This window comes from Aeromonas sp. EERV15, from assembly GCF_900079845.1.
Taxonomy (GTDB): domain Bacteria; phylum Pseudomonadota; class Gammaproteobacteria; order Enterobacterales; family Aeromonadaceae; genus Aeromonas; species Aeromonas sobria.
This window is the reverse complement of sequence record NZ_FKKY02000010.1, coordinates 76046-100707: the sequence shown is the minus strand read 5'-3', so window position 1 is coordinate 100707 and position 24662 is coordinate 76046. Positions and strand designations below refer to the sequence as shown.

Below are 24662 nucleotides of genomic sequence, written 5' to 3'. Positions count from 1 at the left end.
GAATCCTTCCGAATCATCATAATGGCGGCGATTATATGAGCGAATGCCCCCAATAACAGCCATCAGGATCAAATCATTGCCACTCAGGGACAAAAACCTCGCAAGGATACCTGTCCGATCACTAAACCCGGTATTTCGCCACTGCCTTGTTCAATAGCTGAGCTTGCTCGTTAAGGCCCTGGCTGGATCTGGCGTTCTCCTCCGCCATGGTGCTCGACTCCTGGGCTATGTCGCGGATGTTGTTGACGTTACGGTTCACCTCGTTGGCCACCAGGCTCTGCTGTTCGATGGCTGCCGCTATCTGGGTGCTCATGTCCATGATCAGGGTGACATCCTGAGTGATCTGCCCCAGCAGCGCCCCTGCGGTGCTGGCCTGCTCCGCGCTGCGGCTGCCCTGCTCACGACAAGTCGCCATTACCTCGACGATACTGCCGGTCTGTTTTTGCAAGGAGCTGATGATACCGGCAATCTCCTGAGTCGATTTCTGGGTGCGAATCGCCAGGCTGCGCACCTCGTCCGCCACCACCGCGAAACCACGCCCCTGATCCCCCGCCCGTGCGGCCTCGATGGCGGCATTGAGCGCCAGCAAGTTGGTCTGCTCGGCAATACCGCGGATCACGTCAAGCACAGAGCCGATGGTCTCGCTCTCTTTTTGTAGCTGTCCCACCTCTCGGGACGAGATCTCCAGATTGCCCGCCAGCGAGCGGATCTGACTGACTGTGCTCTCAACCGCGGTGCGTCCCTCCTGCGCCTTGTTATTGGTGGCCTGGGCATTGTTGGCCGCCTGTTCGGTGTTGCGGGCGATCTCCTCGATGGTGGATCCCATCTCGGTGGAAGCGGTTGCCACCATGTCGGTCTCCTGCAACTGGCGCGCCGCCCCCTCGCTGGTGCGTTTGACGTTGGCCGAGAGGTGGTCCGCCGCTTCGGTCAGGGTGTGCACGCTCTGTTTCACATCGCCGATCAGGTTGCGGAACCCACCCAGCATCACGTCAAGATTGCCCGCCAGTTGCGCCATCTCGTCGGTTCCCTGCAGCTCGATCTTGAGACACAAATCATTATCCTGGCGGATGCGGTTAACCGTATCGTTCACCCGGGTAATGGGGCGGTCGATGCTGCGACCCAGCAATACGCTCATGGTGCCGATCAGCACTATGATGATGCCGCCGCAGACCAGCATCAGCAGATTCAGACGCGCGGTCTGTTGCTCCAGCTGGTCGGCGATATGCCGGTCGACCGCAACAAATCCCTGTTCGGTCTGATGTACCAGTTCGCGCATCTGGTTGCGCAGCCCTTCATCGTCTTTCAGACCCAACACCTGCATCCCCTGCACCAGGGCAACAAAATCCTGCCGGTACTGCTTGCTGGCCTGCTCCAGCTTGCCGCGATCCGCCTCCGGTAGGGCTGTAAGGCTATCCTGAAAGCCCTTGTGCAACGTCTCGAAGCGATCCAGATACTGGATGTCGGAGCGCAACATGAAGTCTTTCTCCGCCCGTCTCAGCTGCAGCATGGTGATGAGCAGCCCCTGCTGATCCAGTTGCTTGAGCCCATTTTCTACCTCGTGCACTGCTGCCCGCAGCTTGCCATAGAGGCCATCTTCCGGCCCCAGCCCAATCTTTTGCTGCTGTGCCACCAAGTCGTTGAAGGCCTTGCCATAAGCCGTCATCTGCTGATCCAGCCGAACCAGCTCCACCTGCGCAGCTGCAAGGTTGTCATCGCTGCTCATGTTCTGATCCAGCTGATGAAAATCGGCCAGCCCCTGATTGAAACGTTCGGCAAAAGCTATCTCCTTGCGGATCAGGAAATCCTTCTCGGCTCGCCGCAAATTGAGCATGGCGATCTCCAACTGGTCCACATGGCGCTGGGCATCGGTCAGATGGCGACTAACCTGACTGGAGTAAAGAAACAGGCCACTCAGCACCATCATGGCGACAGCAACCAGCACGGTATTCAGGATCAACTTATGACGGATCAGCACGGTGGACCTCACACAGACAAAGGATGAACTGCATTGAGCTTAAGCAGAAAAGCAGGGGCGGGTTGCCTGTACAAGGAATATTCATTGAAATGCCCCCCCCACTCCTTATACTGGTTGCACCTGTTTCCAGCCGTGGATTTGACACTATGGAATACAATACTTCTGAACTGTGCGACATCTATCAGGACATGGTGGATGTGCTTGAACCCATGCTCTGCTCCTTCGGTGGCCGCTCCTCTTTCGGCGGCGTCATAACCACCGTCAAATGCTTCGAATCAAATGGCCTGATCCGTGAACTCGTTAAAGAGAACGGGGTCGGTCGCATATTACTGATCGACGGCGGTGGCTCCATGCGCCGCGCCCTGATCGACAGCGACATCGCCACGACGGCGGCCGAGAACGATTGGGAAGGGATCGTCTGCTACGGCTGCGTCCGCGAAGTCGATATTCTGGAAGATCTGGATATCGGCATTCAGGCACTGGCAGCCATTCCGGTCGGGGCCGACAGCAAGGATGTGGGGGAGACCGATCTGCCGGTCAACTTCGGTGGCGTGACCTTCCTGCCCGATGACCACCTCTATGCCGATACCACAGGGGTGATCCTCTCCCCCGAGGCACTCGATATCGAGTAAGCCACAGACAGAGTGACGACGGGAGCCTTGGCTCCCGTTTTTTATGCCTGCAACTTGCTGAAAAATGACAAAAAAAGAGGGCCAGATAAACTGGCCCTTAACTGGAAGCAATGTGAGCAATGTCGTGCCTTCACAAGAAGTCCATCACGTTGGAACGAATGAAGTCTTTCCCGGAAAACAAGTTAACAATAATCATTCTCATTTAAATGAGCAAGCGCTATTTGTAGAATAGTGCAAAAAAATTGACCACCGTGAAGGGTGGTCAATCTCATCAGGCTTGTCGGGTGGCCGTTTGCAGGCTGGATAATCCGGCCTCGCCCACCAATTTCCGGCTGAGGTAACGCAGCAAGACGCCGTAGAGCGGCACGAACAAACCAAGGCTGATCAGCAACTTGAATACGTAATCGACGGTTGCGATCTCGACCCAGTGCTCTGCCATGAAAGGATCTGTGGTGCGCCAGAAGGCCACGCTGAAGAAGGCGATGGTATCGACCAGATTACCGAACAGGGTGGAAGCAGCCGGGGCAACCCACCAGGCTTTCATCAGTCGCAGCCGGTTGAACACCACCACGTCCATAAACTGGCCCACCAGATAGGCCATAAAGCTGGCCAGCGCGATACGCGCCACAAACAGATTGAACTCGGCCAGATTGCCCATGCCCTGATAACTGCCCTCGAAGAACAGCACAGAGAGTCCATAGGAGACCACCAGCGCAGGCAGCATCACGGTCTGGATAATCTTGCGCGCCAGACCGGCACCGAAGATCCGCACCGTCAGGTCCGTGGCCAGGAAGATAAACGGGAAGCTGAATGCACCCCAGGTGGTATGGAAGCCAAACACGGTGATCGGCAGCTGCACCAGATAGTTGCTGCTGGCAATGATCAGGATGTGGAACAACGACAGGCGAACAAGCGCCGTTTGGTACTGCGCAGGGGTCAGATTCATCTTGTGACCTTTTTGGTTAATGGGGTTAGGGAACCCATACCGCCACCATTGGCGATAATCGAGGGGCGAGATTATACGCCCCAAAACCGATAGTTCAATCTTTATGCGATTGCGCTCGCCCGGATTGGCCAGTAGCAGAGCAGGCCTTGCGGGCGATTGTTAGCCCTTGTGTTGACTGGCGAGCCAGAGCAGCACCTCCCGATCCGCCGGGCGCACCGCCTCCAGCCAGCAACCGCTATAGTGTTCATACTCCAGCCTGAACTGACTCCCTTCAAACTCCAGCAGCCAGCTGTGGCGGTCGGCGCCCGCATCCTGTTCGAGCGGCTGTAGCTCCCACTCTCGCAGCAAGGCCTGCGCCAACACCGGAAACGTGTCCCAGTCGAGCGCCGGGCAATCCAGCGTCACCACGCCAGCTTCGCTATCTATCTGTTTGATCTGCCAACTCATTCCCTTGTCTCTCAGCTGCTGCAGGAGAGCTCACCACCGCAATACCATGCCGGAGTCGGGGTGGCGAGATCCTCATATTCGGGTTGTTCATCATAGGGACGCTGCAGGGCGGTGAACAGCCGCTCGAACGGCAGCATATCCCCTGCGTCGGCGGCGTCGATCACCTGCTGAGCCAACGCATTGCGCAGCACATACTTGGGATTGATGGCATCCATCTGCACCTTGCGCACGGCATCCTCGCTTCCTTCGCGCGCCAGCCGCGCCCGATAGCATTCCAGCCACTCCTGCCAAACGCGCGGATCAGGCAACAGGGCCAGCAGAGACGCGGGCCAGGCCCCCTCTCCCGTCACCTCGCCGAGACGGCGCAGAAACAGGTGGTAATCCACCTTGTGAGCCGCCAGCAGCCGGAACAGCTCGCGAAACAGCGCCGGGTCATCCTCCTCCCACACCGCCAACCCGAGTTTGGCGCGCATCAGTTCGGAGTAGTGCAGCATCAGTTGCTGCTCGTACTGGGCCAGCGCCGCAGCCAGCGCATCACCATCTACATGGCCAGCCAGTGCCTGCGCCAGCTTTTGCAGATTCCAGTAACCGACCGCAGGCTGCTGATCCAGCGCGTAGCGCCCCGCAGGATCCGAGTGATTGCAGACAAAATCGGGCATGTAGGCATCGATAAAGCCGTAGGGGCCGTAATCCAACGTCAGGCCGAGCAGCGACATGTTGTCGGTGTTCATCACCCCGTGACAGAAGCCCGCCGCCTGCCATTTGGCAATCAGCCGCGCGGTGCGGCGCACCACCTCGGCAAACAGCTCGGCGCCATTCTCCAGCTCGGGGAAGTGGTGGCGCAGCAGATAATCGATGAGCGGCGGGATCTTCTCCCCCTGCCCGCTCCAGGCGAAATACTCAATATGGCCGAAGCGCAGATGGCTGGGGGCGGTACGCAGCACGGTCGCCCCCATCTCGACCTGTTCGCGGTAAACAGGCTCACGGCTGCCCACCAGCACCAGCGCTCGGGTGGTAGGGATGCCGAGGGCATGGAGCGCTTCGGAGGCGAGATACTCACGAATACTGGAGCGCAATACGGCGCGACCGTCACCAAAACGGGAGAACGGTGTTTTACCCGCCCCCTTCAGATGCAGATCCCAGCGCTGGCCATCCGGCGCCAGCTGCTCCCCCAGCAGCAGTGCCCGACCATCCCCGAGCCGGGGGCTGTAGCCTCCGAACTGATGGCCGGCATAGACCTGCGCCACCGGCTGCATGCCGGGCAGTAATTCTCCCTCGCCACAGCAGGCGATCCAGTCAGCCTCACTGACGCCTCCCAGCCCCAACTCATCCAGCAAAGCCCGGTTGAGATGAAGCAACCGGGGTTGCTGCAGCGGCTGGGGGGCCACGGACTCACAGGCCCAGGGCAACTCGGTCGCAAAAGTGTTGATCAGCTTCATGGTTGTGCCATTCGTCCCTGCGTATCCTCGTGTCACTCTTTATACTGCCGTCAGCCATGCTTGCGCTAACTGGCAACCATCATTTTTCAATTCAAGGAGAAGAAGATGCAAAAATGGGTATATGCCCTGCCCTTGCTGGCACTGGCGTGGGGTCATCAGGCCAAGGCTGCGGATATTGAAGCAGGAAAAGCCAAGGCAGCGGTCTGTGCCGCCTGTCACGGCGTGGAAGGCAAGGCGATGATCCCCAACTATCCCCATCTGGCGGGTCAGAATGCCGCCTATCTGGTGAAACAGTTGAAAGCCTTCAAGGATGGCACCCGCAAAGAGCCCTTGATGGACCCCTTCATGGCGCCGCTCACCGATGCGGATATCGACAATCTGGCGGCCTTCTACGCCAGCCTGAAATAACCTCGCGTCTGACCCTCAGTTCTTCCGAGCCGCGCTTACAGGGGTCGATTAGGCTACCTAATCGACCCTAGCGCCGACAGTAGTCGATGATAAGGTCCATAAAGGCTTCGCCGAAGCGTTCCAGCTTGCGGTGACCGACGCCGTTGATGGCCAGCATCTCGTCTTCGGTCATCGGCATCAGTTGAGCCATCTCCACCAGGGTCGCATCGTTGAATACCACGTAGGGCGGCACCTCTTCATCCTCGGCAATCTGCTTGCGCAGACCGCGCAGCTCCTTGAACAGCCGTTTGTCGTAGTTGGCATTGTCGAGCAGGCCGTTGCGCTTCTCCTTGCGGCTGGAGATAGGCTGCAGGCGGGGCACCGCCAGCTCAAGTTTGGTCTCGCCGCGCAACACAGGACGCGCCGCCTCGGTCAGCTGCAGCACCAGATTGCGGGTGATGTTCTGGGTCAGTAGCCCCTTGTGGATCAACTGGCGGATCACGCTCATCCAGTATTCGTGGCTCTGATCCTTGCCGATGCCGTAAGTCGACAGCTTGTCGTGGCCGTGATCCTTGATGCGCTGGTTGAGGGAACCGCGCAGCACCTCCACCACATAGCCCACCCCGAAATTCTGCCCCACCCGCCAGACGCAGGAGAGCGCCTTCTGGGCATCTTCGGTGCCGTCATAGCTCTTGGGCGGATCGAGACAGATATCGCAGTTGCCGCACGGCTTGTCGTTGTACTCGCCAAAATAGTTGAGCAGCACCTGACGGCGGCAGGTCTGCGCCTCGGCAAAGGCCGCCATCACGTTGAGCTTGTACTGCTCCACCTGCAACTGCTGGGGATTCTCGATGTTGTCGAGCAGGCGGCGTACCCGGCCGATATCGGCGGGATCGTAGAGCAGCAGCGCCTCGGCGGGGGTGCCATCACGACCGGCACGACCGGTCTCCTGATAGTAGGATTCGATATTCTTCGGAATGTCGTAGTGCACCACAAAGCGCACGTTGGGCTTGTCGATGCCCATGCCAAACGCCACCGTCGCCACCACGATCTCGACATCATCCTTGAGGAAGGCATCCTGGGTCTGCTGGCGCTGCTCGAGCGGCAGCCCTGCATGATAGGGCGCCGCCTTGCAGCCGTGACGAGATAGCCGCTCGGCTACCTCCTCCACCCGGTTGCGGCTGGAGCAGTAGACGATGCCGCAGTTGCCCTTCTGGCTCTGCACATAGCGCAACAGCTGCTCGGCCGCCTTGAACTTCTCCACCAGGCTGTAGCGGATGTTGGGTCTGTCGAAGCTGGCGGTGTGGATGAAGGGATCGTTCAGCTCGAGGCGGTGCAGCATGTCGCTGCGGGTCGCCTCGTCGGCAGTCGCGGTGAGCGCCACCACCGGCACCTGCGGGAACCACTGTTTGAGCCGCCCCAGCGCCGCATACTCCGGCCGGAAATCGTGGCCCCACTGGGAGACACAGTGGGCCTCGTCGATGGCGAACAGCCCGAGCGGCAGCTCGGCCAGCCGGTCCATAAACTCGTGCTGCAACAGTCGTTCAGGGGAAACATAGAGCAGCTTGATCTCGCCGCGACGCATGGCGGCGAAGTTCTGGATCATCTCCTCGCGGCTCAGGGCCGAATTGATGTAGACCGCCGCCACACCGTTGGCGCGCAGGCTATCGACCTGATCCTTCATCAGGGAGATCAGCGGAGAGACCACCACCCCGAGCCCGGGCCGCAGCAGTGCCGGGATCTGGAAGCAGAGTGACTTGCCACCACCGGTGGGCTTGAGCACCATGGCATCACGCCCCGCCACTATCTGCTCGATGATCTCCAACTGGCCCGGCCGAAATTGCTGGTAGCCGAATACCGCCTGCAGCAGGGCAAGCGGGCTCTCTGGCTGAGAATCTGGCAGGATTTCGGCAATCGCGGTCATGGGCTCTCCTTTGGGGTCGCCATTCTAAAGCAGCAGCCGCCCACAATAAACCTGCCATTGCGACTGTTAAGGAACTGTTGCAGACTGGCTGGAGTTTTTACTCGGCTTTGATGACAAGGATTGGGATCAGAGAATGAAACAGATGCTCAAGAAGATGGCGCTCAGTGGCATTGCCAATCTGTTCGCAGAACGGATGCCGTTCAACAAGCTGATTGGCATGCAGGTGACCCACTACGACTTCGACAAGGTGGAACTGCGCATCAAGATGGATGACAAACTGATCGGCAACCCTTTCCACAACATCCTGCACGGCGGCGTCACCGCCACGCTGCTGGATGTGGCGGGCGGCATGATAGTCGCCGCCTCCTGCATCGACGAGCTGGAGGAGTTCTCTCCCAGTTATCTCAAGGAGCGATTCGCCCGCCTGGGCACCATAGATCTGCGAGTTGACTACCTGCGCCCGGGGCGTGGCAACGAGTTTATCGCCACCGCCCACATCATCCGGGCTGGCAGCAAGGTCGCCGTCGCCCGGATGGAGCTGCACAACGAAGAGGGCACCCACATCGCCTTTGGTACCGGCACCTATCTGGTGGGTTGATCCAAGTTAGTGCATAAAAACCACGCTGCTAATCCACTTTTAATCATTAGATTCCTTACCCCCTCTGGCCGAACAAGGTCCATACTCATAGTCGGGATTGTGTGCAGAGGGAGGATTGCAGGCGATGAGTGCGAAACTGGCGATCAAACCATCCAGAACCTTGTTGACACAGCTCGAGTACATGCTCAACGAGGTGCAGACACCCGAGTGTCGCCACTGGTTGGAACAGGAGCTTGAGGGGTATTCTCTCTCCTCACCCCTGCCTTGGTATCGCATCGTCCCCTGTCGGCAACGCGGACATTTTTTGGATCTGAAAACGGGAAAATATTTGACCTGTCATATCAACAGTCAAACGCTATGCCAACGCGATATGGCCCAAATTCAATTCATTTATGCCCGTGAACCCGCCGCCCACTATTTACTGCAACGCAATTCCGGCGTTGAACCCTGGCCAGAGCAACTGCTGGAAGATTATCAGGAGCAGTTGATCCCCGGCCATTTATGCCTGCAAGCCTGGCATGAGCCAATGAGTTCATTACGTGCACAACTGATGGAGGGAATAGAACATTTCATTAGTGAGTACCCCAAGCACGCGGCCTTGCTGCCTCAACACAGTTTCAAGGCATTGCGGCATCAGCACTGGCATATTTGAGTAAGCGCCTGGCGCGCAAGGAGGGCACCATAGACAAGACCCATAGCGAGATTGCCACAATCTAGAGTGCCGGAGTCAGGATCAGACTCCACCGATGGGCCACCGAGCGGTGGCCCTTTTAATGTCCGCAGCAGCCCCACTACCGACAACTCCATGCACAATAAGCCCCCTCTGCTTATACCCAACCTTTACCCATCCCTTCGATATCTCACTGGCTTACCGCTTCTCTACCCCGCCCTACCGAGAAAGAGTGGGTTGCCATCGCAATCTGAAACGGATAGCGGATAGCGGATAGCGGATAGCGGATAGCGGATAGCGGATAGCGGATAGCGGATAGCGGATAGCGGATAGGCAAAGTGTGGCGCCCCGCGCCATGAACCCACAACACTAACAGGCAATCATTGCTCGTAGAGTCTTGGGCTATCGGCAGGTCAGCAGGTCAGCAGGTCAGCAGGGGAAACGGTAAAAAGCAGATGCAAAAAGGCCGCTCTATTGAGCGGCCTTTTCAAATTTGGTCGGTGTGAGAGGATTCGAACCTCCGACCCCTTCGTCCCGAACGAAGTGCGCTACCAAGCTGCGCTACACACCGATGTCTGCGGGACGGGAATTTACCGAAAGGACCGTGCTGACACAAGTCTTTTCTGCATTTAGCTCAGAAAAAAGCGACCAGATGCTCACCAATCACGCGCCGGATCAGCCTGTTTACCCTGCTGTATCCTGACGGTGACATACTGGCATCCAGGACTCAACCTAACCGCATCGACTCCGGCCCCAGCAAGCGACGCTGCCAGTCCGCCACAGTGCCATGCTCCAGCCAGTCGGCTGCATGCTGGCGCCAGTTGGGGGATAGGGCTGGATTCTCCAGCAACATCAGCAGGTCGGTCTCGTTGCGCACCTGATTGAACAGGATATCCGCCGTGCGCTTCACCGTCAGTTCGGGATAGGGTCTGTCTAGCAGCTCCATGGCCGTGTCAGGCGCGATCATGCCCTCCTCCAGCACCCGCAGCAACCAGCCACAACGTCCATTTAGCTGCATCACCTGGGACATCTGGCCATAGCCAAAGCGCTGGTTGAGCTTGAAGCAGGGGGATCTCGGCTGGCTGATCTGGATCAGCGCCTCACCGAGTCGATAGACATCGCCAATGCAGGCTTGCACCTCGGTCAGCCCGACGCAGGATAGATTCTCGCCAAAGGCGGCAGGTTGCCAGGGGGTACATGGCGCAGGTAAGCCCAGCGCGGTTTGCCAAGTCTGCCACCAGAGATAGTGATCGGCAGGATAGTAGTGGAGCGCCCGATCCGGACCACCGTGGTGGCGCTGGTCACACTGTTCATCCCCTTCCAGACCGGCAAAGGTACAGCGAACTGGCGCAGAGATCGGTTGCTTGTGAATGGCGCTGGTGAGGCCGGGCACCAGCTCGGTGCCGCGACCGCTAAAAAGGGAGATCCGCATACTCATCCTCCAGGTTGACGAGAGTAGGCGGATCTTATCATGCCGTCAGACCACGGCCTGCATCTGGATAGTCATGGCAATCTCGGCGCGACGACGCTTCTCCGACCTGGCCATCAGATACCAGCTACCAAAGGTAAACAGCGATACCGAAAGCAGGATCAGACTGGCCACCGCGTTGATCTCCGGTTTCACCCCGAGCCGCACCGCCGAGAAAACCTCCATCGGCAGCGTGGTGGAGCCCGGGCCTGAGACGAAGCTCGCCAGCACCAGGTCATCCAGCGACAGGGCGAACGACATCATGCCGCCTGCCGCCAGTGAGGGGGCGATCATCGGGATGGTGATCAGGAAGAACACCTTCCACGGCTTGGCGCCAAGATCCATCGCCGCCTCCTCGATGGAGAGATCCAGCTCCCGCAACCGCGCCGACACCACGATCGCCACATAGGCGGTACAGAAGGTGGTGTGCGCGATCCAGATGGTCAGCATGCCCCGCTCGGCGGGCCAGCCCACCAGCTGGGCCATCGCCACGAACAGCAGCAGCAGCGACAGACCGGTGATCACCTCGGGCATCACCAGCGGCGCCGTCACCATACCGCCGAACAGGGTACGGCCACGGAAATGGGGGATCCGGGTCAGTACGAAGGCGGCCACCGTCCCCAGCGCCACCGCGGCGATCGCGGTGTAGAAGGCGATCTCCAGCGAGCGGAACACCGAGCCAATCAGCTGCTTATTGTCGAGCAGGCCGAAGTACCACTTGAGCGACCAACCGCCCCACACCGTCACCAGCTTGGAGGCGTTGAAGGAGTAGATCACCATGATGACCATGGGCAGGTAGATAAACAGCAGCCCCAGCCAGAGCATCAATTTGGCAAAACCGAAACGTCTCATCATGCCTTGCCCTCCAGCTCTTTGGCCTGATTACGGTTGAACAGGATGATCGGAATGATCAGCACCGCCAGCATCACCACCGCCAGCGCAGACGCCACCGGCCAGTCGCGGTTGTTGAAGAACTCCTGCCACAGCACCTTACCGATCATCAGGGTCTCCGGGCCGCCCAGCATTTCCGGGATAACGAACTCCCCCACTACCGGGATAAACACCAGCATGCAGCCGGCGATGATGCCGTTTTTGGAGAGCGGCACCGTGATCTGCCAGAACCGGGTCAGGTTGCGGGCCCCCAGATCGGAAGCAGCCTCCAGCAGGCTCTGATCGTGTTTGACCAGATTGGCGTAGAGCGGCAGCACCATGAAGGGCAGGTAGGAGTAAACGATGCCGATATAGACCGCCAGGTTGGTGTTGAGGATCTGCAGCGGCTCGTCGATCACCCCGATCCCCAGCAAGAAGCTGTTGAGCAGACCGTTGTTGCTGAGGATCCCCATCCACGCATAAACCCGGATCAGAATGGCGGTCCAGGTCGGCATCATGATCAGCAGCAGCAGCACGGTCTGGGTCTCCTTGTTGGCCCGCGCGATGGAGTAGGCCATCGGATAGCCGATCAGCAGGCAGAGCAGGGTGCTGATAAAGGCCATCTTGAGGGAGCCCAGATAGGCCGCGATGTAGAGATCATCCTCCTGCAGCAACAGATAGTTGCCCATGTTGAGCAGGATGGTGAGCTGATTGTCTGCCCAGCTCACCACGTCGGTGTAAGGGGGGATCGCCACATCCGCTTCGGCGAAACTGATCTTCACCACAATGATGAAGGGCAGCAGGAAGAAGAGGAACAGCCAGAAGAAGGGGATGCCGATCACCAGCCGGCGCCCCCCAACCCGCTTCAGTCGTTGCACGAACGTCATGATTGCAGCACCACGCCGCTGTCATCTTCCCAGTAGAGGAACACCTGGTCATCCCAGGTTGGCCGCTTGCCGTGGCGTTCGGCATTGGCGATGAAAGCCTGAACGATTTTGCCCGAAGGCAACTTGATGTGATAAACCGAGTGACCGCCCAGATAGGCGATGTCATAGACTTCACCCTTGGTCCAGTTGAAGTCCGGGTGCTCAATCTCCTCCGGCTTTTGCAGGCTCATCAGCAATTTTTCCGGCCGCAGGGCGTAGGTCACCTTCTTGTTCTCGGCGCGGGAGCTGATGCCGTGGCCCACATAGATGGGCTGATCCAGATCGGCGCAGGCGATGATGGCATGATCCTGCTCATCTTCGACCAGCAGGCCGTCGAACAGGTTGACGTTACCGATAAACTCGCACACCAGCCGACTGGCCGGAGTCTCGTAGATATCCATCGGGCTGCCGATCTGCTCGATGCAACCGAGGTGCATGATGGCGATCCGCTCCGCCATGGTCATCGCCTCTTCCTGATCGTGGGTCACCATGACGCAGGTCACGCCGACCCGCTCGATGATCTCCACCAGCTCCAGCTGCATCTTGGAGCGCAGCTTCTTGTCGAGTGCTCCCATCGGCTCATCGAGCAGCAGCAACTTGGGACGCTTGGCCAGCGAACGGGCCAACGCCACCCGCTGGCGTTGGCCACCGGAGAGCTGATGCGGCTTGCGACGGGCATATTGGGTCATCTGCACCAGCTTGAGCATCTCCTCCACCCGGGCATCGATCTCGGCTCTGGGCAGACCATCCTGCTTGAGACCAAAGGCGATGTTCTGCGCCACCGTCATATGGGGAAACAGGGCGTAGGACTGAAACATCATGTTGATGGGACGCTCGTAAGGCGGCATGTCGGTGATGTCGACCCCGTCGAGGAACAGCCGCCCCTCGGTCGGGCGCTCGAAACCGGCCAGCATCCGCAGCAGGGTCGACTTACCGGAGCCCGAACCGCCGAGCAGGGCGAAGATCTCCCCCTTGTGGATGTTGAGGGATACGTTATCGACCGCCAGCGTTTCATCGAACTGCTTGCTTACCCGATCAATTTTCACCAGCACTTCTTTGCGCTGCTGACTGCCCTCGAGGGCTTTCTTATAGGCACTGGAGGCTATCGCCATTACCAAACTCTCCAACGTGATACCGACCTCGTGGCCGATCCATAAAAGCGATTTGGCACCCCCGAACGGGCACCAAGGTTAGGTACCGGACTTGATCTTGGTCCAACTCCGGGTGATTAAACGCTGTACCGAGCGAGGATGTGCTTGCTGCACATAGAGACGCTCGAGCACGGCCTGAGGTGGATACACCCCCTCATCGTTGCGCACCGCCTCCGCCATGAACTCGCCCGCCCGGGCATTGGGATTCGCGTAGCCCACATAGTCGCTGACCTTGGCGATCACCTCTGGCTGGAGGACGTAGTTGATGAGGGCGTGCGCCTCTTTGACATTGGTGGCATCGGACGGGATCGCCATCATGTCGAACCACAGATTGCCCCCCTCTTTCGGAATGCTGTAGGCGATCTTGACTCCCTTGCCAGCTTCATCGGCGCGGGCTGCGGCTTGCAGGATGTCACCGGAAAAACCGGCCGCCACGCAGATGTCGCCATTGGCAAGATCGCCGATGTATTTGGAGGAGTGGAAGTAGGCCACATAGGGCCGCACCTTGAGCAGCAGCGCCTCGGCCTGCTTGATATCCCCCGTCGCATGACTGTTGGGATCGAGTCCGAGGTAGTTGAGTGCGGCAGGGATCATCTCGTCGGCAGAGTCGAGAAAGGCGACGCCGCAGCGAGAGAGTTTCGCCATGTTTTCCGGTTCGAAGATAGTGGCCCAGGAGTCAATCTTGTCGACCCCCAGCACCGCCTTGATTTTGTCGACGTTGTAGCCGATGCCGTTGGTCCCCCACAGATAGGGCACCGCGTACTGATGACCCGGATCCACCTTGTCGAGCTGTTTGAGCAGCACGGGATCCAGGTTGGCCATGTTGGGCAGCAGGGATTTATCCAGCTTCTGGAAAGCTCCTGCCTGGATCTGCTTGGCCAGAAAATTGTTGGAGGGCACCACCAAATCGTAACCGGTCCGCCCCGTCAGCAACTTGCCTTCCAGGGTCTCGTTGGAGTCAAACACGTCATAAACGGTCTTGATCCCGGTTGCCTGCTGGAAATCGCTGAGAGTGGTCTCGCCGATATAGTCTGACCAGTTGTAGAAGTGCAACACAGGCTCCGCCTGAGCTGCACTCACCCATCCCATGGTCAGCGCGAGGGTTATCGACTTGGTTGTGTTCACGGGGTCAGTTCTCCTGTTCAGTGGTTAACCGTCTGCGCATCCATTCGCGCGGCCCATCCAGTTGGATGGCATCACTATCCTCCCGGCCGAACCGCAGACCGGGAGGGTCACTCGTTACTTACTTGCCGGACTTGATCTTGGTCCAGCTACGGGTCATCACCCGCTGCACCTTGGCCGGCAGATCCGGGAAGGTGTAGATCTTCTGCAGGGTCGCCGCATCGGGGTAGATACCCGGGTCGGTGCGGATCGCCTCATCCACCAGCGGGGTCGCCGCCTTGTTGCCGTTCGGGAACTGCACCACGTTGGTGATACTGGCGATGACCTCCGGCTTCATCAGGTAGTTGATGAAGGTGTGGGCCGCCTCGGCGTTCTTGGCATCCGCCGGAATGGCGATCATGTCAAAGAAGCTGCCCGCCCCCTCTTTCGGAATGGTGTAGGTCAGCGTCACGCCGTTGTTGGCCTCTGCCGCCCGCGCCTTGGACTGCTGCAAGTCACCGGAGTAACCGACCGCTACGCAGAGGTTGCCGTTGGCCAGATCCGAAATGTACTTGGAGGAGTGGAAATAGGCGGTATAGGGGCGGATGGAGAGGAACAGCGCCTCGGCTTGCTTTAACTCGTCCGGTTTCTGGCTATCTGGCTTGAAACCCAGATATTGCAGGGCAGCCGGCAGCATTTCGGTCGGTGAATCGAGGAAGGAGACGCCGCACTCTTTCAGCTTGGCCATGTTCTCCGGCTTGAACACCAGATCCCAGGAGTTGATCGGGGCATCGGCACCCAGCACGGCCTTCACCTTCTCGGCGTTGTAGGCATAGCCGATGGTACCCCACAGATAGGGGATGGAGTACTGGTTACCCGGATCGCTCGGCTCGAGCGCCTTGAGCAGATTGGGGTCCATATTTTGCCAGTTGGAGAGCTTGGACTTGTCCAGTTTCTGGAACACGCCCGCCTTGATCTGCTTGGCCAGGAAGGGGTTGGACGGCACCACGATATCGTAACCCGAGCTGCCCGCCAGCAACTTGGCTTCCAGCACCTCGTTGCTGTCGAACACGTCATAGACCACCTTGATGCCCGTCTCCTTCTGGAAGTTATCCAGGGTATCCGGCGCGATATAGTCGCTCCAGTTATAGACGTGCAGCACCTTCTCTTCAGCCATTGCTCCGGTACTTGCCATGACCAGAGCCACAGAGGCAGCGATCACTCCTGTTTTGAAAGACATCATCCTTGTCTCCTAAGCAAATTGTATGCGCATGCCAACCTGCCCGACCCACCTCAACCTTTCAGCTTTGCGGCTGTCAGATCCAGACTGCGCCTGGCCAGATCGACCAATTCATCAACCTGTTCCTCGGTGATCACCAAGGGGGGCGATATGATCATGGTATCGCCTACCGCCCTCATCACCAAGCCATTGTTAAAGCAGAACTCCCGGCAAGTCATCCCCGCATTTGCCTGAGCCGGGAAACGCCGGTTGGTCTGCTTGTCCTGCACTATTTCCAGCGCGGCCACCAGCCCGCGGCCACGGGTTTCCCCCACCAGCGGATGATCGGCCAGCTCCGCCCAGCGGCGCTGCAAATAGGGGCCGATGGTATCATGCACTCGCTTAACTATGCTTTCTTTCTGCATAAGCTGGATATTGGCCACCGCCACGGCGCAGGAGACCGGATGGCCCGAGTAGGTGAAGCCGTGATTGAACTCGCCCCCCTCCTCCACCAGCCCCTTGGCAACCCGGTCACTCACCATCACAGCGCCGAGCGGCAGATAACCGGAGGTGATCCCCTTGGCCAGGCACATCAGATCCGGCTTGATGCCAAACCCTTCGCTGGCAAACCAGTGGCCGGTACGGCCAAAACCGCAGATCACCTCGTCGGCGATCAGCAGAATGCCGTACTGATCGCAGATGCGCTGGATCTCCGGCCAGTAGCTGTCAGGCGGAATGATGACGCCGCCCGCTCCCTGGATCGGCTCACCGATAAAGGCGGCCACCTTGTCCACCCCCAGCTCCAGAATTTTCTGCTCCAGCTGACGGGCCCGCTCCAACCCGAACTCGTGGGCACTCATCCCCTGCCCCTCACCGAAGTGATAGGGCTGGTCGATGTGCACTATGCCGGGAATGGGCAGGCCACCCTGGGCATGCATCCCCTTCATGCCACCGAGACTGGCACCGGCCACGGTGGAGCCGTGGTAGGCGTTGTGGCGGCTGATGATCACCTGCTTCTCTGGCTGCCCCTTGCTGGCCCAGTAGTGACGCACCATCCGTAGCACGGTGTCGTTGCACTCGGAGCCGGAGCCGGTAAAGAAAACACGGTTGAGATGAGCTGGGGTCACCTCGGCCAGCAGGGTCGCCAGCTCGATCACTGGCGGGTGAGCGGTCTGGAAGAACAGGTTGTAGTAGGGCAACTGCTGCATCTGACGAGTGGCTGCATCCACCAGCTCTTGTCGGCCATAGCCCATGTTGACGCACCACAGGCCCGCCATGCCATCGAGAATGCGGTGACCGTCGGAATCTTCGAGATAGACGCCGCTGGCTTTGGTGATGATGCGCGAGCCCTTCTTGTTCAGGGCCTGAAAGTCGGTAAAGGGGTGCAGGTGGTGGCTGGCATCCAGCTGTTGCCACTCACGGGTTGTCTGCTGCATGTATTGCTCCTCGGTTCCTTCGATTTAGCAGGATTATTTTGTCAATTCATCAGGAGGGCTGGCATATCCGCAGTCACTGCCACTCACGGGTGTCAGCTGCATTCGTTGCTCCCCTGCGCCTTCGATTTAGCAGGATTCTGGCGTCAAATAGTCAGGCGGGCTGGCACGTTCGCAGCCACTGCCACTCACAGGTGGCATATCGCCACCTGGCTCGTTTCCGGTGTCTTGGATACAGGGACCGGAGAGGCCGACTCTGGCCTCCCCGTTACAGGGGCTGGCCGCCCCCGGGGTCAGACGTTGAGCAGCAGGAACTCCCGCTCCCAGCGACTGATCACCCCGAAGTAGGTTTCATACTCTTTGCGTTTTACCGCAACGAAGGCACGGATAAAGCGCTCACCCAGCATCTCCTTGATGGGCTCGCACTGCTCGAGATGACTGAGCGCCTCCTCCAGCGAACGGGGCAGGCTATAGGGCAGCTCGTAAGCGCTCGACTTCATCTCCGGCAGCGGCTCCAGCTTCTCCATCATGCCGAGGTAGCCACAGGCCAGAGTGGCGGCTAGCGCCAGATAGGGGTTGGCATCGGCACCGGCAAAGCGGTTCTCTACCCGACGGGCGCTCGGATCGGAGAAGGGCACCCGCAGGCCGCAGGTACGGTTCTCTACGCCCCACTGGACGTTGCGCGGCGCGCTCTCACCGAAAGTCAGGCGGCGGTAAGAGTTGACGTTGGGGGCCAGCAGCGCGGTCACCGCCGGCGTGTATTTCTGCAGACCGGCGATAAAGTGCATGAACATCGCCGAATTGCCCCCTTCCTCGGTACCAAACAGGTTGCGACCATTCGCATCTTCCAGGCTCTGGTGGATGTGCATGGCGGAGCCCGGCTCATCGCTCATCGGCTTGGCCATGAAGGTGGCATAGATACCGTGCTTGTGGGCCGCTTCACGCATGGTGCGCTTGAACAGGAATACCTGATCCGCCAGATCGATGGCATCACCATGCAGGAAGTTGATCTCCATCTGGGCAGCACCCGACTCGTGGATCAGGGTGTCAACCTCCAGCTCCTGCGCCTCGCAGTAGTCATACATATCTTCAAAAATCGGGTCGAACTCGTTGACCGCATCGATACTGAACGACTGGCGGGCGGTCTCCGGGCGGCCGTTGCGACCGATCGGTGGCACCAATGGATAATCGGGGTCTTCGTTGCGCTTGACCAGATAGAATTCCAGCTCGGGGGCCACCACCGGCTTCCAGCCCTGCTTCTCGTAAAATGACAGAACCCGACGCAGCACTGAGCGTGGCGCTATGTCGATCAGCTTGCCGTTGATGTCAAAACAGTCGTGGATAACCTGCGCAGTGGGCTCCAGCGCCCAGGGGACAAAACGGATGGTGTTGGGGTCAGGATAGAGCTGCATGTCCCGCTCCAGCGGGTCGATCATGCTGTCATCATCCGGATATTCGCCGGTCACCGTCTGGGTGAAAATCACCTCGGGCAGCCGCATGCCCCCCTCACGCAAAAACTTGTTGGCTGGGATGATCTTGCCCCGGGCATTGCCGGTGAAATCCGGGAACAGGCACTCCACTTCCGTGATGCGATTGCTCTCCATCCAGCCTTTGATACTGTCCATGTTAAACCCCGACTTTACGGTTGCCATTGGCAAGGGTGTCTAATATATGGAACACCCTTGTTATAAAATTGTAATCAACATCACCATAAAAGCCCGCCATCAAGGGCAATGTCAAGCGGGCGTGTTTAAAAAACTATAAATAACGGCGCATATAATGACCAAGTCGGCACCAAATACTAAACACATACTGTCCGACCGAGCAGGTGTTAAACCACCACTCCATTAACTGCAAAGCGGATGCCAACACCCGGGGTGCCGGATGGCAAAACCTGCTCAATTCCCCGCCAGAATGGGCCATTTTTTTGCAAGGGCGCACAATCCTTATGCTATTTGCTTTGCTTGGCTGCATTTTTTTGGTACAAGGCCCGCCCTGATTTGCACTCTCTTGCATTAAACAGGTGCAAATCGGGATACAAGGGCTTGGTCTGTAGGCAGACAGCCCCCATAAACAGGGATTATTGGGTTAGCAAACTGACTGGTAGTTAATCGTATGTGTGATTTCATGACTGAAGACCAACTGGCCTTTTACAAGGGGCAGATCGAGCGACAGATCGTCGAGCTCGAAGAACGCCTCAGCTCTCAGGCTAGCCAGGCCATCGCCACCGACACCAACGAGATGGCTGATGAAATTGACCGTGCCAGTATCGAGGAAGCCCGCCGTCTGGAGCTGAACCGCATCGAGCACGACAAGCTGCACCTGCGCAAGTTACGGGGCGCGTTAAAGCGTATGAACGAAGGGGACTTCGGTTACTGCGAATCTTGCGGTGACGAGATCTCCCTCAAGCGGCTGCATGCCCGTCCGGAATCCCGTTTCTGTGTCGAATGCCAGAGCACCAAGGAATTTAACGATACCCACGTGTTCCGTCGCGTCGCCTGATCCCGCCAGGCACTGTCACTGGTCTCTGGCGAACCCTCGTCAGCAAGATAGTGGCAAGTTCTGTTAGACTCCGGGCACGTCCCGGAATCGACAGGAGAACTGCGCGTGAAATGGCTCATCAAACTGTGTTTGTGTCTGCCGCTGCTGGCACAAGCACAGGTTTTGACGGTGAAAGTCCCCAGCCGTCCCATCAACAATCTCGATCAAGAGTACCAGCTCAAACTGCTGGAACTGGCGCTGACCCGTGCCGGGCAACCCTTTCGCATCCAGCCTGTCGACCTCGATCTCAACCAGTTCACCCTCCAGCAGCAGCTGAGCAAGGGCAAGACCATCAACGTCTTCTGGATGGGTACCTCCAGCGCACTCGAATCCTCCCTGATTGCCGTCCCCATTCCGCTGTTTCGCGGCCTGGAAGGATTGCGGTTGTCGTTCATCCACGCCGATGCGCAAGAGAAGTTCAACCAGATCAATACCCTGGCCGACCTCAAGCAGCTAAAGGCGGGGCAAGGGGTGGGCTGGGCCGATAACAAAATTCTGGAAAATGCCGGCATTCCCACCTACGCCGGCCGTTACAGCAATCTGTTTCGGCTGATCAACGACGGCGACAAGCTCGACTTCTTCCCGCGCTCGCTGGTGGAGATTTACGCCGAGCGCAGCGAACTGGTGGCGCAGTATCCCAACCTCGCCATTGATCAGCACCTGCTGATCCGCTACCCCTTTGCCCAGTTCTTCTTCGTCAGCCCCGAATACCCAAAGCTGGCCAAGGCGATCCAGACCGGGTTGGAGCGGGCCTACGCCGATGGCAGCTTTATGCAGTTCTTCCATGAAAATCCGAAGATCCGCGAAGCACTGGCCAGCGCCAACCTCGACCAACGGGTCACCATAGCACTGCCCAATCCGGACATGACCCCATTGCTAAAAAGCATTCCGGCCCAATATTGGGACTATCCACCTCAGTGATGGCGCAGGATGATGATTATCACGCCCATGCAACTCGTTACTGAGGCCCGCAACCTGCTGGCGAGGAACAACATGAACAGATTACAAGGGTCGCTGCTGCTGGCGAGCTGTTTACTGGCGATGCCCGCCATAGCTGACAAGGCTGACCCCATCGGTGAGGTGAGCACCTCTTTCAAGCTGTTAGGCCCCAACCACAAAATTTTGGTAGAAGCCTTTGATGACCCGCGTATCGACGGGGTCGCCTGCTATCTGGCGCGCCCCAAGACCGGTGGCGTAAAAGGCGGACTGGGGCTGGCGGAAGATCCCTCCCACGCCTCCCTGTCGTGCCACCAGATTGGCCCCATCACCCTGCCCGAGAAGTTGAAAGCGGGGGAAGAGGTGTTCGACGTCAGCACCTCGCTGGTGTTCAAGGAGCAGAAAGTGGTGCGTTTTTACGACAAAAAACGCAATGCACTGGTTTACCTGACTTACAGCACCAAACTGGTGGATGGTTCGTACAAGAGTGCAGTCAGCGCGGTCCCCATCATGCCGTGGGGACAATGACCTGCCGGTTTGTCCGGTGATAGCTGATCCATTTTGTTGTAATTTAACGACACACACGCTGCGGAGCACACACCATGAAGGTCGCCGTATTCAGTACCAAGAGCTATGACAAAGAGCATTTCAATCAGGCCAACAGCCAGTACGGCTTCGATCTGGAGTTTTTCGATGTGCGGCTGGAGGCCAAAACGGCCCGACTGGCTCACGGCTTCCCGGTGGTGTGCCTGTTCGTCAATGACGATGCAGACCGCGAGGTATTGACCGAACTGGCCGCCAACGGCACCAAGGTCATCGCCCTGCGCTGCGCCGGTTACAACAACGTGGATCTGGCCGCCGCCAAGGAGCTGGGGCTGAAAGTGGTGCGGGTGCCCGCCTACTCCCCCGAAGCGGTGGCCGAGCACGCGGTCGGTCTGATGATGACCCTCAACCGCCGCATCCATAAGGCTTATCAACGCACCCGCGATGCCAACTTCTCGCTGGAGGGGCTGGTCGGATTCAACATGTTCGGCCGCACCGCCGGCATTATCGGTACCGGCAAGATCGGCATCGCTACCCTGCGCATTCTCAAGGGCTTTGGCATGCGCCTGCTGGTGAGCGACCCCTACCCCAATCAGGCGGCCATCGAGCTGGGGGCCGAGTATGTGGATCTCGATACCCTGTTCCGTCAATCCGATGTCATCAGCCTGCACTGCCCGCTGTTCAGTGAGAATTACCATCTGCTGAACAAGGAGGCGTTCGCCAAGATGAAGGACGGGGTGATGATCATCAACACCAGCCGTGGCGGCCTGCTCGACTCCAACGCCGCCATCGAGGCACTCAAGACTTCCCGCATCGGCGCGCTGGGGCTGGATGTCTACGAGGAGGAGGAAGATCTGTTCTTCGCCGACAAGTCCAACGAGGTGATCACCGATGACGTGTTCCGCCGTCTGTCGGCCTGCCACAACGTGCTGTTCACCGGTCATCAGGCGTTCCTGACTCGCGAGGCGCTGCACGCCATCGCCGATACCACCCTCGGCAATATCCGCGCCATCGAAAGCCAGGGCCACTCCGACAACGAAGTGGAGTAATCCTCTCGCCCCCGTAGCCATGAACGACAGAGGGAGCCATTCCCTCTGTTTTCCACACCGACATACTCCCCCCCCTGTGTATTTTCCCCTGCTCCCTCAATATCCCGGGTGCCGGGTTGTGAGACCCGGCGCCTTCGGGTAGGCTAGCCCCCCTTTTTTATTCAGGAGTCTGGCGCCCATGTTTATCGGATTTGATTACGGCACCTCCAACTGTGCCGTGGCCGTGATGGAACAAGGTAGCCCCAGGCTGCTCAATCTCGGTGCATCCCGCTACCTCCCCTCCACCCTGCATGCCCCCCACCGGGATGCTATCGCCGGTCTGCTGGCCGAAGGGCTGGCACCCGCTCAGCAGGCGGAGTACCTCAAGCTGCGTGGCCCCGTGGTCACCCGCGCCCAGATGGTTCGTCGCCAGATGCGTGAAGAGGGGCTGATCGACGAGCTCTGCTTTGGTGGCGCTGCGCTGGAGCGCTATCTGGAAGAGCCGGATGACGGCTACTACATCAAATCGCCGAAATCCTTCCTCGGTGCCTATGGCCTCAAGGCCCCCCAGATCGCCCTGTTTGAAGACATCGTCTGCGCCATGATGCTCCACGTCCGCCAGCAGGCGGAGCAGCAGCTGGGTGCCCCGATCCGCCAGGCGGTGATTGGCCGTCCGGTCAACTTCCAGGGTCTGGCAGGGGAAGAGAGCAACAGCCAAGCCATCGCCATCCTGACCGAAGCAGCCCGTCTGGCCGGTTTCGAGCAGGTGGAGTTCCTCTATGAGCCGGTGGCTGCCGGTTTTGAATTCGAGGCGCGCCTCAGCGAAGACGCCGTGGTGCTGGTGGTGGATATCGGCGGCGGTACCACCGACTGCTCCATGCTGCGAATGGGCCCCAGCTACCGCGATCAGCTGGATCGCAGCGGCGACCTGCTCGGCCACAGCGGCCAGCGGATCGGCGGCAACGACTTCGACATCCGCCTGACGGTGGAAGGGATGATGCCGCTGCTCGGCATGCACGAGACCCTCAAGACCGGCAAGCCGCTGCCCCACCCGCTGTTCTGGGACGCCGCCGCCATCAACGATGTCAGCGCCCAGAGCCGTTTCTACAGCCTCGACACCGCTCGCCAGTTGCAGGATCTGCAGCTCGACAGCCAGCCCGGCAGCAAGCTAAAGCGCTTGGCCAACCTGCGGGCCCACAAGCTCAGCCACCAGCTGGTATGGCGCGCCGAGCAGGGCAAGATCGCCCTCTCGGAGCAGCCGCTGAATCGCCAGTCGCTGGCCGAGCTGGAAAAAGGACTGGAAGCGGAGCTGACCCGCGAGCAACTGGCCAACGCCTCTGCCCTGTTGCTGGAGAAAATTGGCGAGCTGATGGATGAAGCCATTGCCAATGCCGGTGTGCAACCGGATCGCATCTTCGTCACCGGCGGTAGCGCCCGCTCGCCGCTGATCGCCAGCTTTATCCGCCAGAAGCTCCCGGCTATCCCGCTCGAGGGTGGTGATGACTTCGGTTCGGTTGCTTCGGGTCTTGCCCGTTATGCCGAGCGGTTGTTCGCCAACTGATCCCTGAGATACCGCAAGCAGCTCCATCACTCCCCGCTCGAGGGGAGTGATGACTTCGGTTCGGTCGCTTCGGGTCCTGCCCGTTATGTCGAGCGGTTGTTCGCCAACTGATCCCTGAGAGACAGCAAGCAGCTCCATCACTCCCCGCTCGAGGGGAGTGATGACTTCGGTTCCATTGCCGCTGGCCTCGCCCGTTGTGCCGAGCGGTTGTTCGCACAATAAGCAAACCGATGGCAACATCCACCCGGGTGTTGCCATTTCGCGACAGTGGTACAGGACAAGGGACGACAGAAGCAGTCGGGCATCCCCTCTCGCCCCCTGCGCCACAGCCAGTAAACAGGGTATTCTGGGCACTCCACCAACCGGAGCCCCCTCATGCCCAGATTGCTATCCCTGCTGCTCTCCCTGCTGCTGCTCGCAGGCTGCAGTTCAACCGCCTTTATCCGGCAGGATCTGCAACATCACCACTGGGTACTGAGCAAGCTGGATGGCGAACCGGTCGCCGCCTTGCGCGACAATCCCCCCGATTTCGAGATAGGTGAACACTTCACCGTCAACGGCATCGCCGGTTGCAATCGCTACTTCGGTCAGGGCCATCTGAAAAATGACCGGCTGTGGGTCACCAGCATGGGCAGCACCGAGATGGCCTGCATGCCGCCGCTGAATACCATAGAGCAGGCAGTGCTGACCACGCTTACCGAGGGCGCCACCGTTAGCGGCTCCAGCCAGACCCTGATCCTGCAGGGCAAACAGCACCGTTTGGAATACACCTTGCGCGACTGGGTGCTCTAGCGCCCACAATCCCCATCACAAAGCCGCATCACAAACAGGAACATGTTGTCCGGCTGTGGCACACTATGAGGCAGA

General features: G+C 59.0%; 23 protein-coding genes and 1 tRNA gene. 10 read left to right on the top strand and 14 right to left on the bottom strand.

Annotation, left to right across the window (positions count from 1 at the left end; translation table 11 throughout):
- Positions 1–121: 121 nt before the first annotated feature.
- Positions 122–1975 (bottom strand): methyl-accepting chemotaxis protein, encoded by a 1854-nt coding sequence (locus tag BN4575_RS10680; RefSeq protein WP_068978173.1) that lies wholly within the window; start codon positions 1973–1975, stop codon positions 122–124.
- A gap of 146 nt (positions 1976–2121) precedes the next feature.
- Here BN4575_RS10680 and rraA point away from each other — a divergent pair, with 146 nt between their 5' ends.
- Positions 2122–2607 carry a ribonuclease E activity regulator RraA gene (gene rraA / locus BN4575_RS10675; RefSeq protein WP_042018316.1) on the top strand — a complete coding sequence of 162 codons (486 nt, stop codon included), beginning with the start codon at positions 2122–2124 and terminating at the stop codon, positions 2605–2607.
- A gap of 271 nt (positions 2608–2878) precedes the next feature.
- Here the strand turns inward: rraA and BN4575_RS10670 are convergent, their stop codons facing one another.
- The 3 genes from BN4575_RS10670 to BN4575_RS10660 form a co-directional block, all read right to left on the bottom strand.
- The gene (locus BN4575_RS10670) at positions 2879–3553 is read right to left on the bottom strand and encodes a 7-cyano-7-deazaguanine/7-aminomethyl-7-deazaguanine transporter (protein ID WP_042018319.1); all 675 of its coding nucleotides are present in this window, start codon (positions 3551–3553) and stop codon (positions 2879–2881) included.
- Between the two features lie 159 nt (positions 3554–3712).
- On the bottom strand, positions 3713–4000 hold the full coding sequence (locus tag BN4575_RS10665) for a DUF3630 family protein (RefSeq protein ID WP_068978172.1): 288 nt from the start codon (positions 3998–4000) through the stop codon (positions 3713–3715).
- Positions 4001–4011: 11 nt separating this feature from the next.
- The gene (locus BN4575_RS10660; RefSeq protein WP_068978171.1) at positions 4012–5439 is read right to left on the bottom strand and encodes a protein adenylyltransferase SelO; all 1428 of its coding nucleotides are present in this window, start codon (positions 5437–5439) and stop codon (positions 4012–4014) included.
- A gap of 105 nt (positions 5440–5544) precedes the next feature.
- On the opposite strand from BN4575_RS10660, the gene BN4575_RS10655 reads away from it, so the two are divergent.
- Positions 5545–5847, top strand: coding sequence for a c-type cytochrome (locus BN4575_RS10655; protein WP_005340687.1), 303 nt, complete (start codon positions 5545–5547; stop codon positions 5845–5847).
- Positions 5848–5914: 67 nt separating this feature from the next.
- On the opposite strand, the gene recQ is transcribed toward BN4575_RS10655, so the two are convergent.
- On the bottom strand, positions 5915–7750 hold the full coding sequence (gene recQ / locus BN4575_RS10650; protein ID WP_068978170.1) for an ATP-dependent DNA helicase RecQ: 1836 nt from the start codon (positions 7748–7750) through the stop codon (positions 5915–5917).
- A 133-nt stretch (positions 7751–7883) separates the two neighbouring features.
- Here recQ and BN4575_RS10645 point away from each other — a divergent pair, with 133 nt between their 5' ends.
- Both BN4575_RS10645 and BN4575_RS10640 read left to right on the top strand, forming a co-directional pair.
- Positions 7884–8348: a thioesterase family protein gene (locus BN4575_RS10645; RefSeq protein ID WP_042018325.1), complete on the top strand. Its 465-nt coding sequence runs from the start codon at positions 7884–7886 to the stop codon at positions 8346–8348.
- 124 nt (positions 8349–8472) lie between these two features.
- On the top strand, positions 8473–9000 hold the full coding sequence (locus tag BN4575_RS10640; RefSeq protein WP_068978169.1) for an AbiTii domain-containing protein: 528 nt from the start codon (positions 8473–8475) through the stop codon (positions 8998–9000).
- A gap of 512 nt (positions 9001–9512) precedes the next feature.
- Here the strand turns inward: BN4575_RS10640 and BN4575_RS10635 are convergent.
- The 9 genes from BN4575_RS10635 to BN4575_RS10595 form a co-directional block, all read right to left on the bottom strand.
- Positions 9513–9589: transfer RNA gene (locus tag BN4575_RS10635), tRNA-Pro, on the bottom strand.
- A 156-nt stretch (positions 9590–9745) separates the two neighbouring features.
- Entirely contained in the window at positions 9746–10450 is a 705-nt protein-coding gene (locus BN4575_RS10630; RefSeq protein ID WP_068978168.1) for an MOSC domain-containing protein, read from the bottom strand.
- Positions 10451–10495: 45 nt separating this feature from the next.
- Positions 10496–11338 carry an ABC transporter permease subunit gene (locus BN4575_RS10625; RefSeq protein WP_042018465.1) on the bottom strand — a complete coding sequence of 281 codons (843 nt, stop codon included), beginning with the start codon at positions 11336–11338 and terminating at the stop codon, positions 10496–10498.
- Positions 11338–12243 carry an ABC transporter permease subunit gene (locus BN4575_RS10620; RefSeq protein WP_068978167.1) on the bottom strand — a complete coding sequence of 302 codons (906 nt, stop codon included), beginning with the start codon at positions 12241–12243 and terminating at the stop codon, positions 11338–11340. The genes BN4575_RS10625 and BN4575_RS10620 overlap by 1 nt, the downstream gene beginning before the upstream one ends.
- A complete protein-coding gene (potA, locus tag BN4575_RS10615; protein ID WP_068978166.1) occupies positions 12240–13394 on the bottom strand; it encodes a polyamine ABC transporter ATP-binding protein in 1155 nt (384 codons plus the stop codon). The genes BN4575_RS10620 and potA overlap by 4 nt, the downstream gene beginning before the upstream one ends.
- 78 nt (positions 13395–13472) lie before the next feature.
- Positions 13473–14558 carry a polyamine ABC transporter substrate-binding protein gene (locus BN4575_RS10610; protein WP_068978165.1) on the bottom strand — a complete coding sequence of 362 codons (1086 nt, stop codon included), beginning with the start codon at positions 14556–14558 and terminating at the stop codon, positions 13473–13475.
- Between the two features lie 118 nt (positions 14559–14676).
- Entirely contained in the window at positions 14677–15774 is a 1098-nt protein-coding gene (locus tag BN4575_RS10605; RefSeq protein WP_083221027.1) for a polyamine ABC transporter substrate-binding protein, read from the bottom strand.
- Between the two features lie 53 nt (positions 15775–15827).
- A complete protein-coding gene (locus BN4575_RS10600) occupies positions 15828–17189 on the bottom strand; it encodes an aspartate aminotransferase family protein (protein ID WP_068978163.1) in 1362 nt (453 codons plus the stop codon).
- Positions 17190–17479: 290 nt separating this feature from the next.
- Positions 17480–18811, bottom strand: coding sequence for a glutamine synthetase family protein (locus tag BN4575_RS10595; RefSeq protein WP_068978162.1), 1332 nt, complete (start codon positions 18809–18811; stop codon positions 17480–17482).
- A gap of 490 nt (positions 18812–19301) precedes the next feature.
- On the opposite strand from BN4575_RS10595, the gene BN4575_RS10590 reads away from it, so the two are divergent.
- The 6 genes from BN4575_RS10590 (at position 19302) to BN4575_RS10565 (ending at position 24587) form a co-directional block, all read left to right on the top strand.
- The gene (locus tag BN4575_RS10590) at positions 19302–19688 is read left to right on the top strand and encodes a TraR/DksA family transcriptional regulator (RefSeq protein WP_042018339.1); all 387 of its coding nucleotides are present in this window, start codon (positions 19302–19304) and stop codon (positions 19686–19688) included.
- Positions 19689–19793: 105 nt separating this feature from the next.
- A complete protein-coding gene (locus BN4575_RS10585; RefSeq protein WP_068978161.1) occupies positions 19794–20648 on the top strand; it encodes a hypothetical protein in 855 nt (284 codons plus the stop codon).
- Between the two features lie 72 nt (positions 20649–20720).
- Positions 20721–21191: a CreA family protein gene (locus BN4575_RS10580; protein WP_068978215.1), complete on the top strand. Its 471-nt coding sequence runs from the start codon at positions 20721–20723 to the stop codon at positions 21189–21191.
- 74 nt (positions 21192–21265) lie between these two features.
- Positions 21266–22255 carry a 2-hydroxyacid dehydrogenase gene (locus BN4575_RS10575; RefSeq protein ID WP_042018342.1) on the top strand — a complete coding sequence of 330 codons (990 nt, stop codon included), beginning with the start codon at positions 21266–21268 and terminating at the stop codon, positions 22253–22255.
- 178 nt (positions 22256–22433) lie between these two features.
- A complete protein-coding gene (yegD, locus tag BN4575_RS10570) occupies positions 22434–23795 on the top strand; it encodes a molecular chaperone (protein WP_068978160.1) in 1362 nt (453 codons plus the stop codon).
- 375 nt (positions 23796–24170) lie between these two features.
- Entirely contained in the window at positions 24171–24587 is a 417-nt protein-coding gene (locus BN4575_RS10565; protein WP_068978159.1) for an META domain-containing protein, read from the top strand.
- Positions 24588–24662: the final 75 nt, after the last annotated feature.

Coding starts and splice junctions, on each gene's coding strand:
- rraA (WP_042018316.1), top strand. CDS start 2,122: ATGGAATACAATACTTCTGAACTGTGCGACATCTATCAGGACATGGTG.
- BN4575_RS10670 (WP_042018319.1), bottom strand. CDS start 3,553: ATGAATCTGACCCCTGCGCAGTACCAAACGGCGCTTGTTCGCCTGTCG.
- BN4575_RS10665 (WP_068978172.1), bottom strand. CDS start 4,000: ATGAGTTGGCAGATCAAACAGATAGATAGCGAAGCTGGCGTGGTGACG.
- BN4575_RS10660 (WP_068978171.1), bottom strand. CDS start 5,439: ATGAAGCTGATCAACACTTTTGCGACCGAGTTGCCCTGGGCCTGTGAG.
- BN4575_RS10655 (WP_005340687.1), top strand. CDS start 5,545: ATGCAAAAATGGGTATATGCCCTGCCCTTGCTGGCACTGGCGTGGGGT.
- recQ (WP_068978170.1), bottom strand. CDS start 7,750: ATGACCGCGATTGCCGAAATCCTGCCAGATTCTCAGCCAGAGAGCCCG.
- BN4575_RS10645 (WP_042018325.1), top strand. CDS start 7,884: ATGAAACAGATGCTCAAGAAGATGGCGCTCAGTGGCATTGCCAATCTG.
- BN4575_RS10640 (WP_068978169.1), top strand. CDS start 8,473: ATGAGTGCGAAACTGGCGATCAAACCATCCAGAACCTTGTTGACACAG.
- BN4575_RS10630 (WP_068978168.1), bottom strand. CDS start 10,450: ATGCGGATCTCCCTTTTTAGCGGTCGCGGCACCGAGCTGGTGCCCGGC.
- BN4575_RS10625 (WP_042018465.1), bottom strand. CDS start 11,338: ATGAGACGTTTCGGTTTTGCCAAATTGATGCTCTGGCTGGGGCTGCTG.
- BN4575_RS10620 (WP_068978167.1), bottom strand. CDS start 12,243: ATGACGTTCGTGCAACGACTGAAGCGGGTTGGGGGGCGCCGGCTGGTG.
- potA (WP_068978166.1), bottom strand. CDS start 13,394: ATGGCGATAGCCTCCAGTGCCTATAAGAAAGCCCTCGAGGGCAGTCAG.
- BN4575_RS10605 (WP_083221027.1), bottom strand. CDS start 15,774: ATGTCTTTCAAAACAGGAGTGATCGCTGCCTCTGTGGCTCTGGTCATG.
- BN4575_RS10600 (WP_068978163.1), bottom strand. CDS start 17,189: ATGCAGCAGACAACCCGTGAGTGGCAACAGCTGGATGCCAGCCACCAC.
- BN4575_RS10595 (WP_068978162.1), bottom strand. CDS start 18,811: ATGGACAGTATCAAAGGCTGGATGGAGAGCAATCGCATCACGGAAGTG.
- BN4575_RS10590 (WP_042018339.1), top strand. CDS start 19,302: ATGTGTGATTTCATGACTGAAGACCAACTGGCCTTTTACAAGGGGCAG.
- BN4575_RS10580 (WP_068978215.1), top strand. CDS start 20,721: ATGAACAGATTACAAGGGTCGCTGCTGCTGGCGAGCTGTTTACTGGCG.
- BN4575_RS10575 (WP_042018342.1), top strand. CDS start 21,266: ATGAAGGTCGCCGTATTCAGTACCAAGAGCTATGACAAAGAGCATTTC.
- yegD (WP_068978160.1), top strand. CDS start 22,434: ATGTTTATCGGATTTGATTACGGCACCTCCAACTGTGCCGTGGCCGTG.
- BN4575_RS10565 (WP_068978159.1), top strand. CDS start 24,171: ATGCCCAGATTGCTATCCCTGCTGCTCTCCCTGCTGCTGCTCGCAGGC.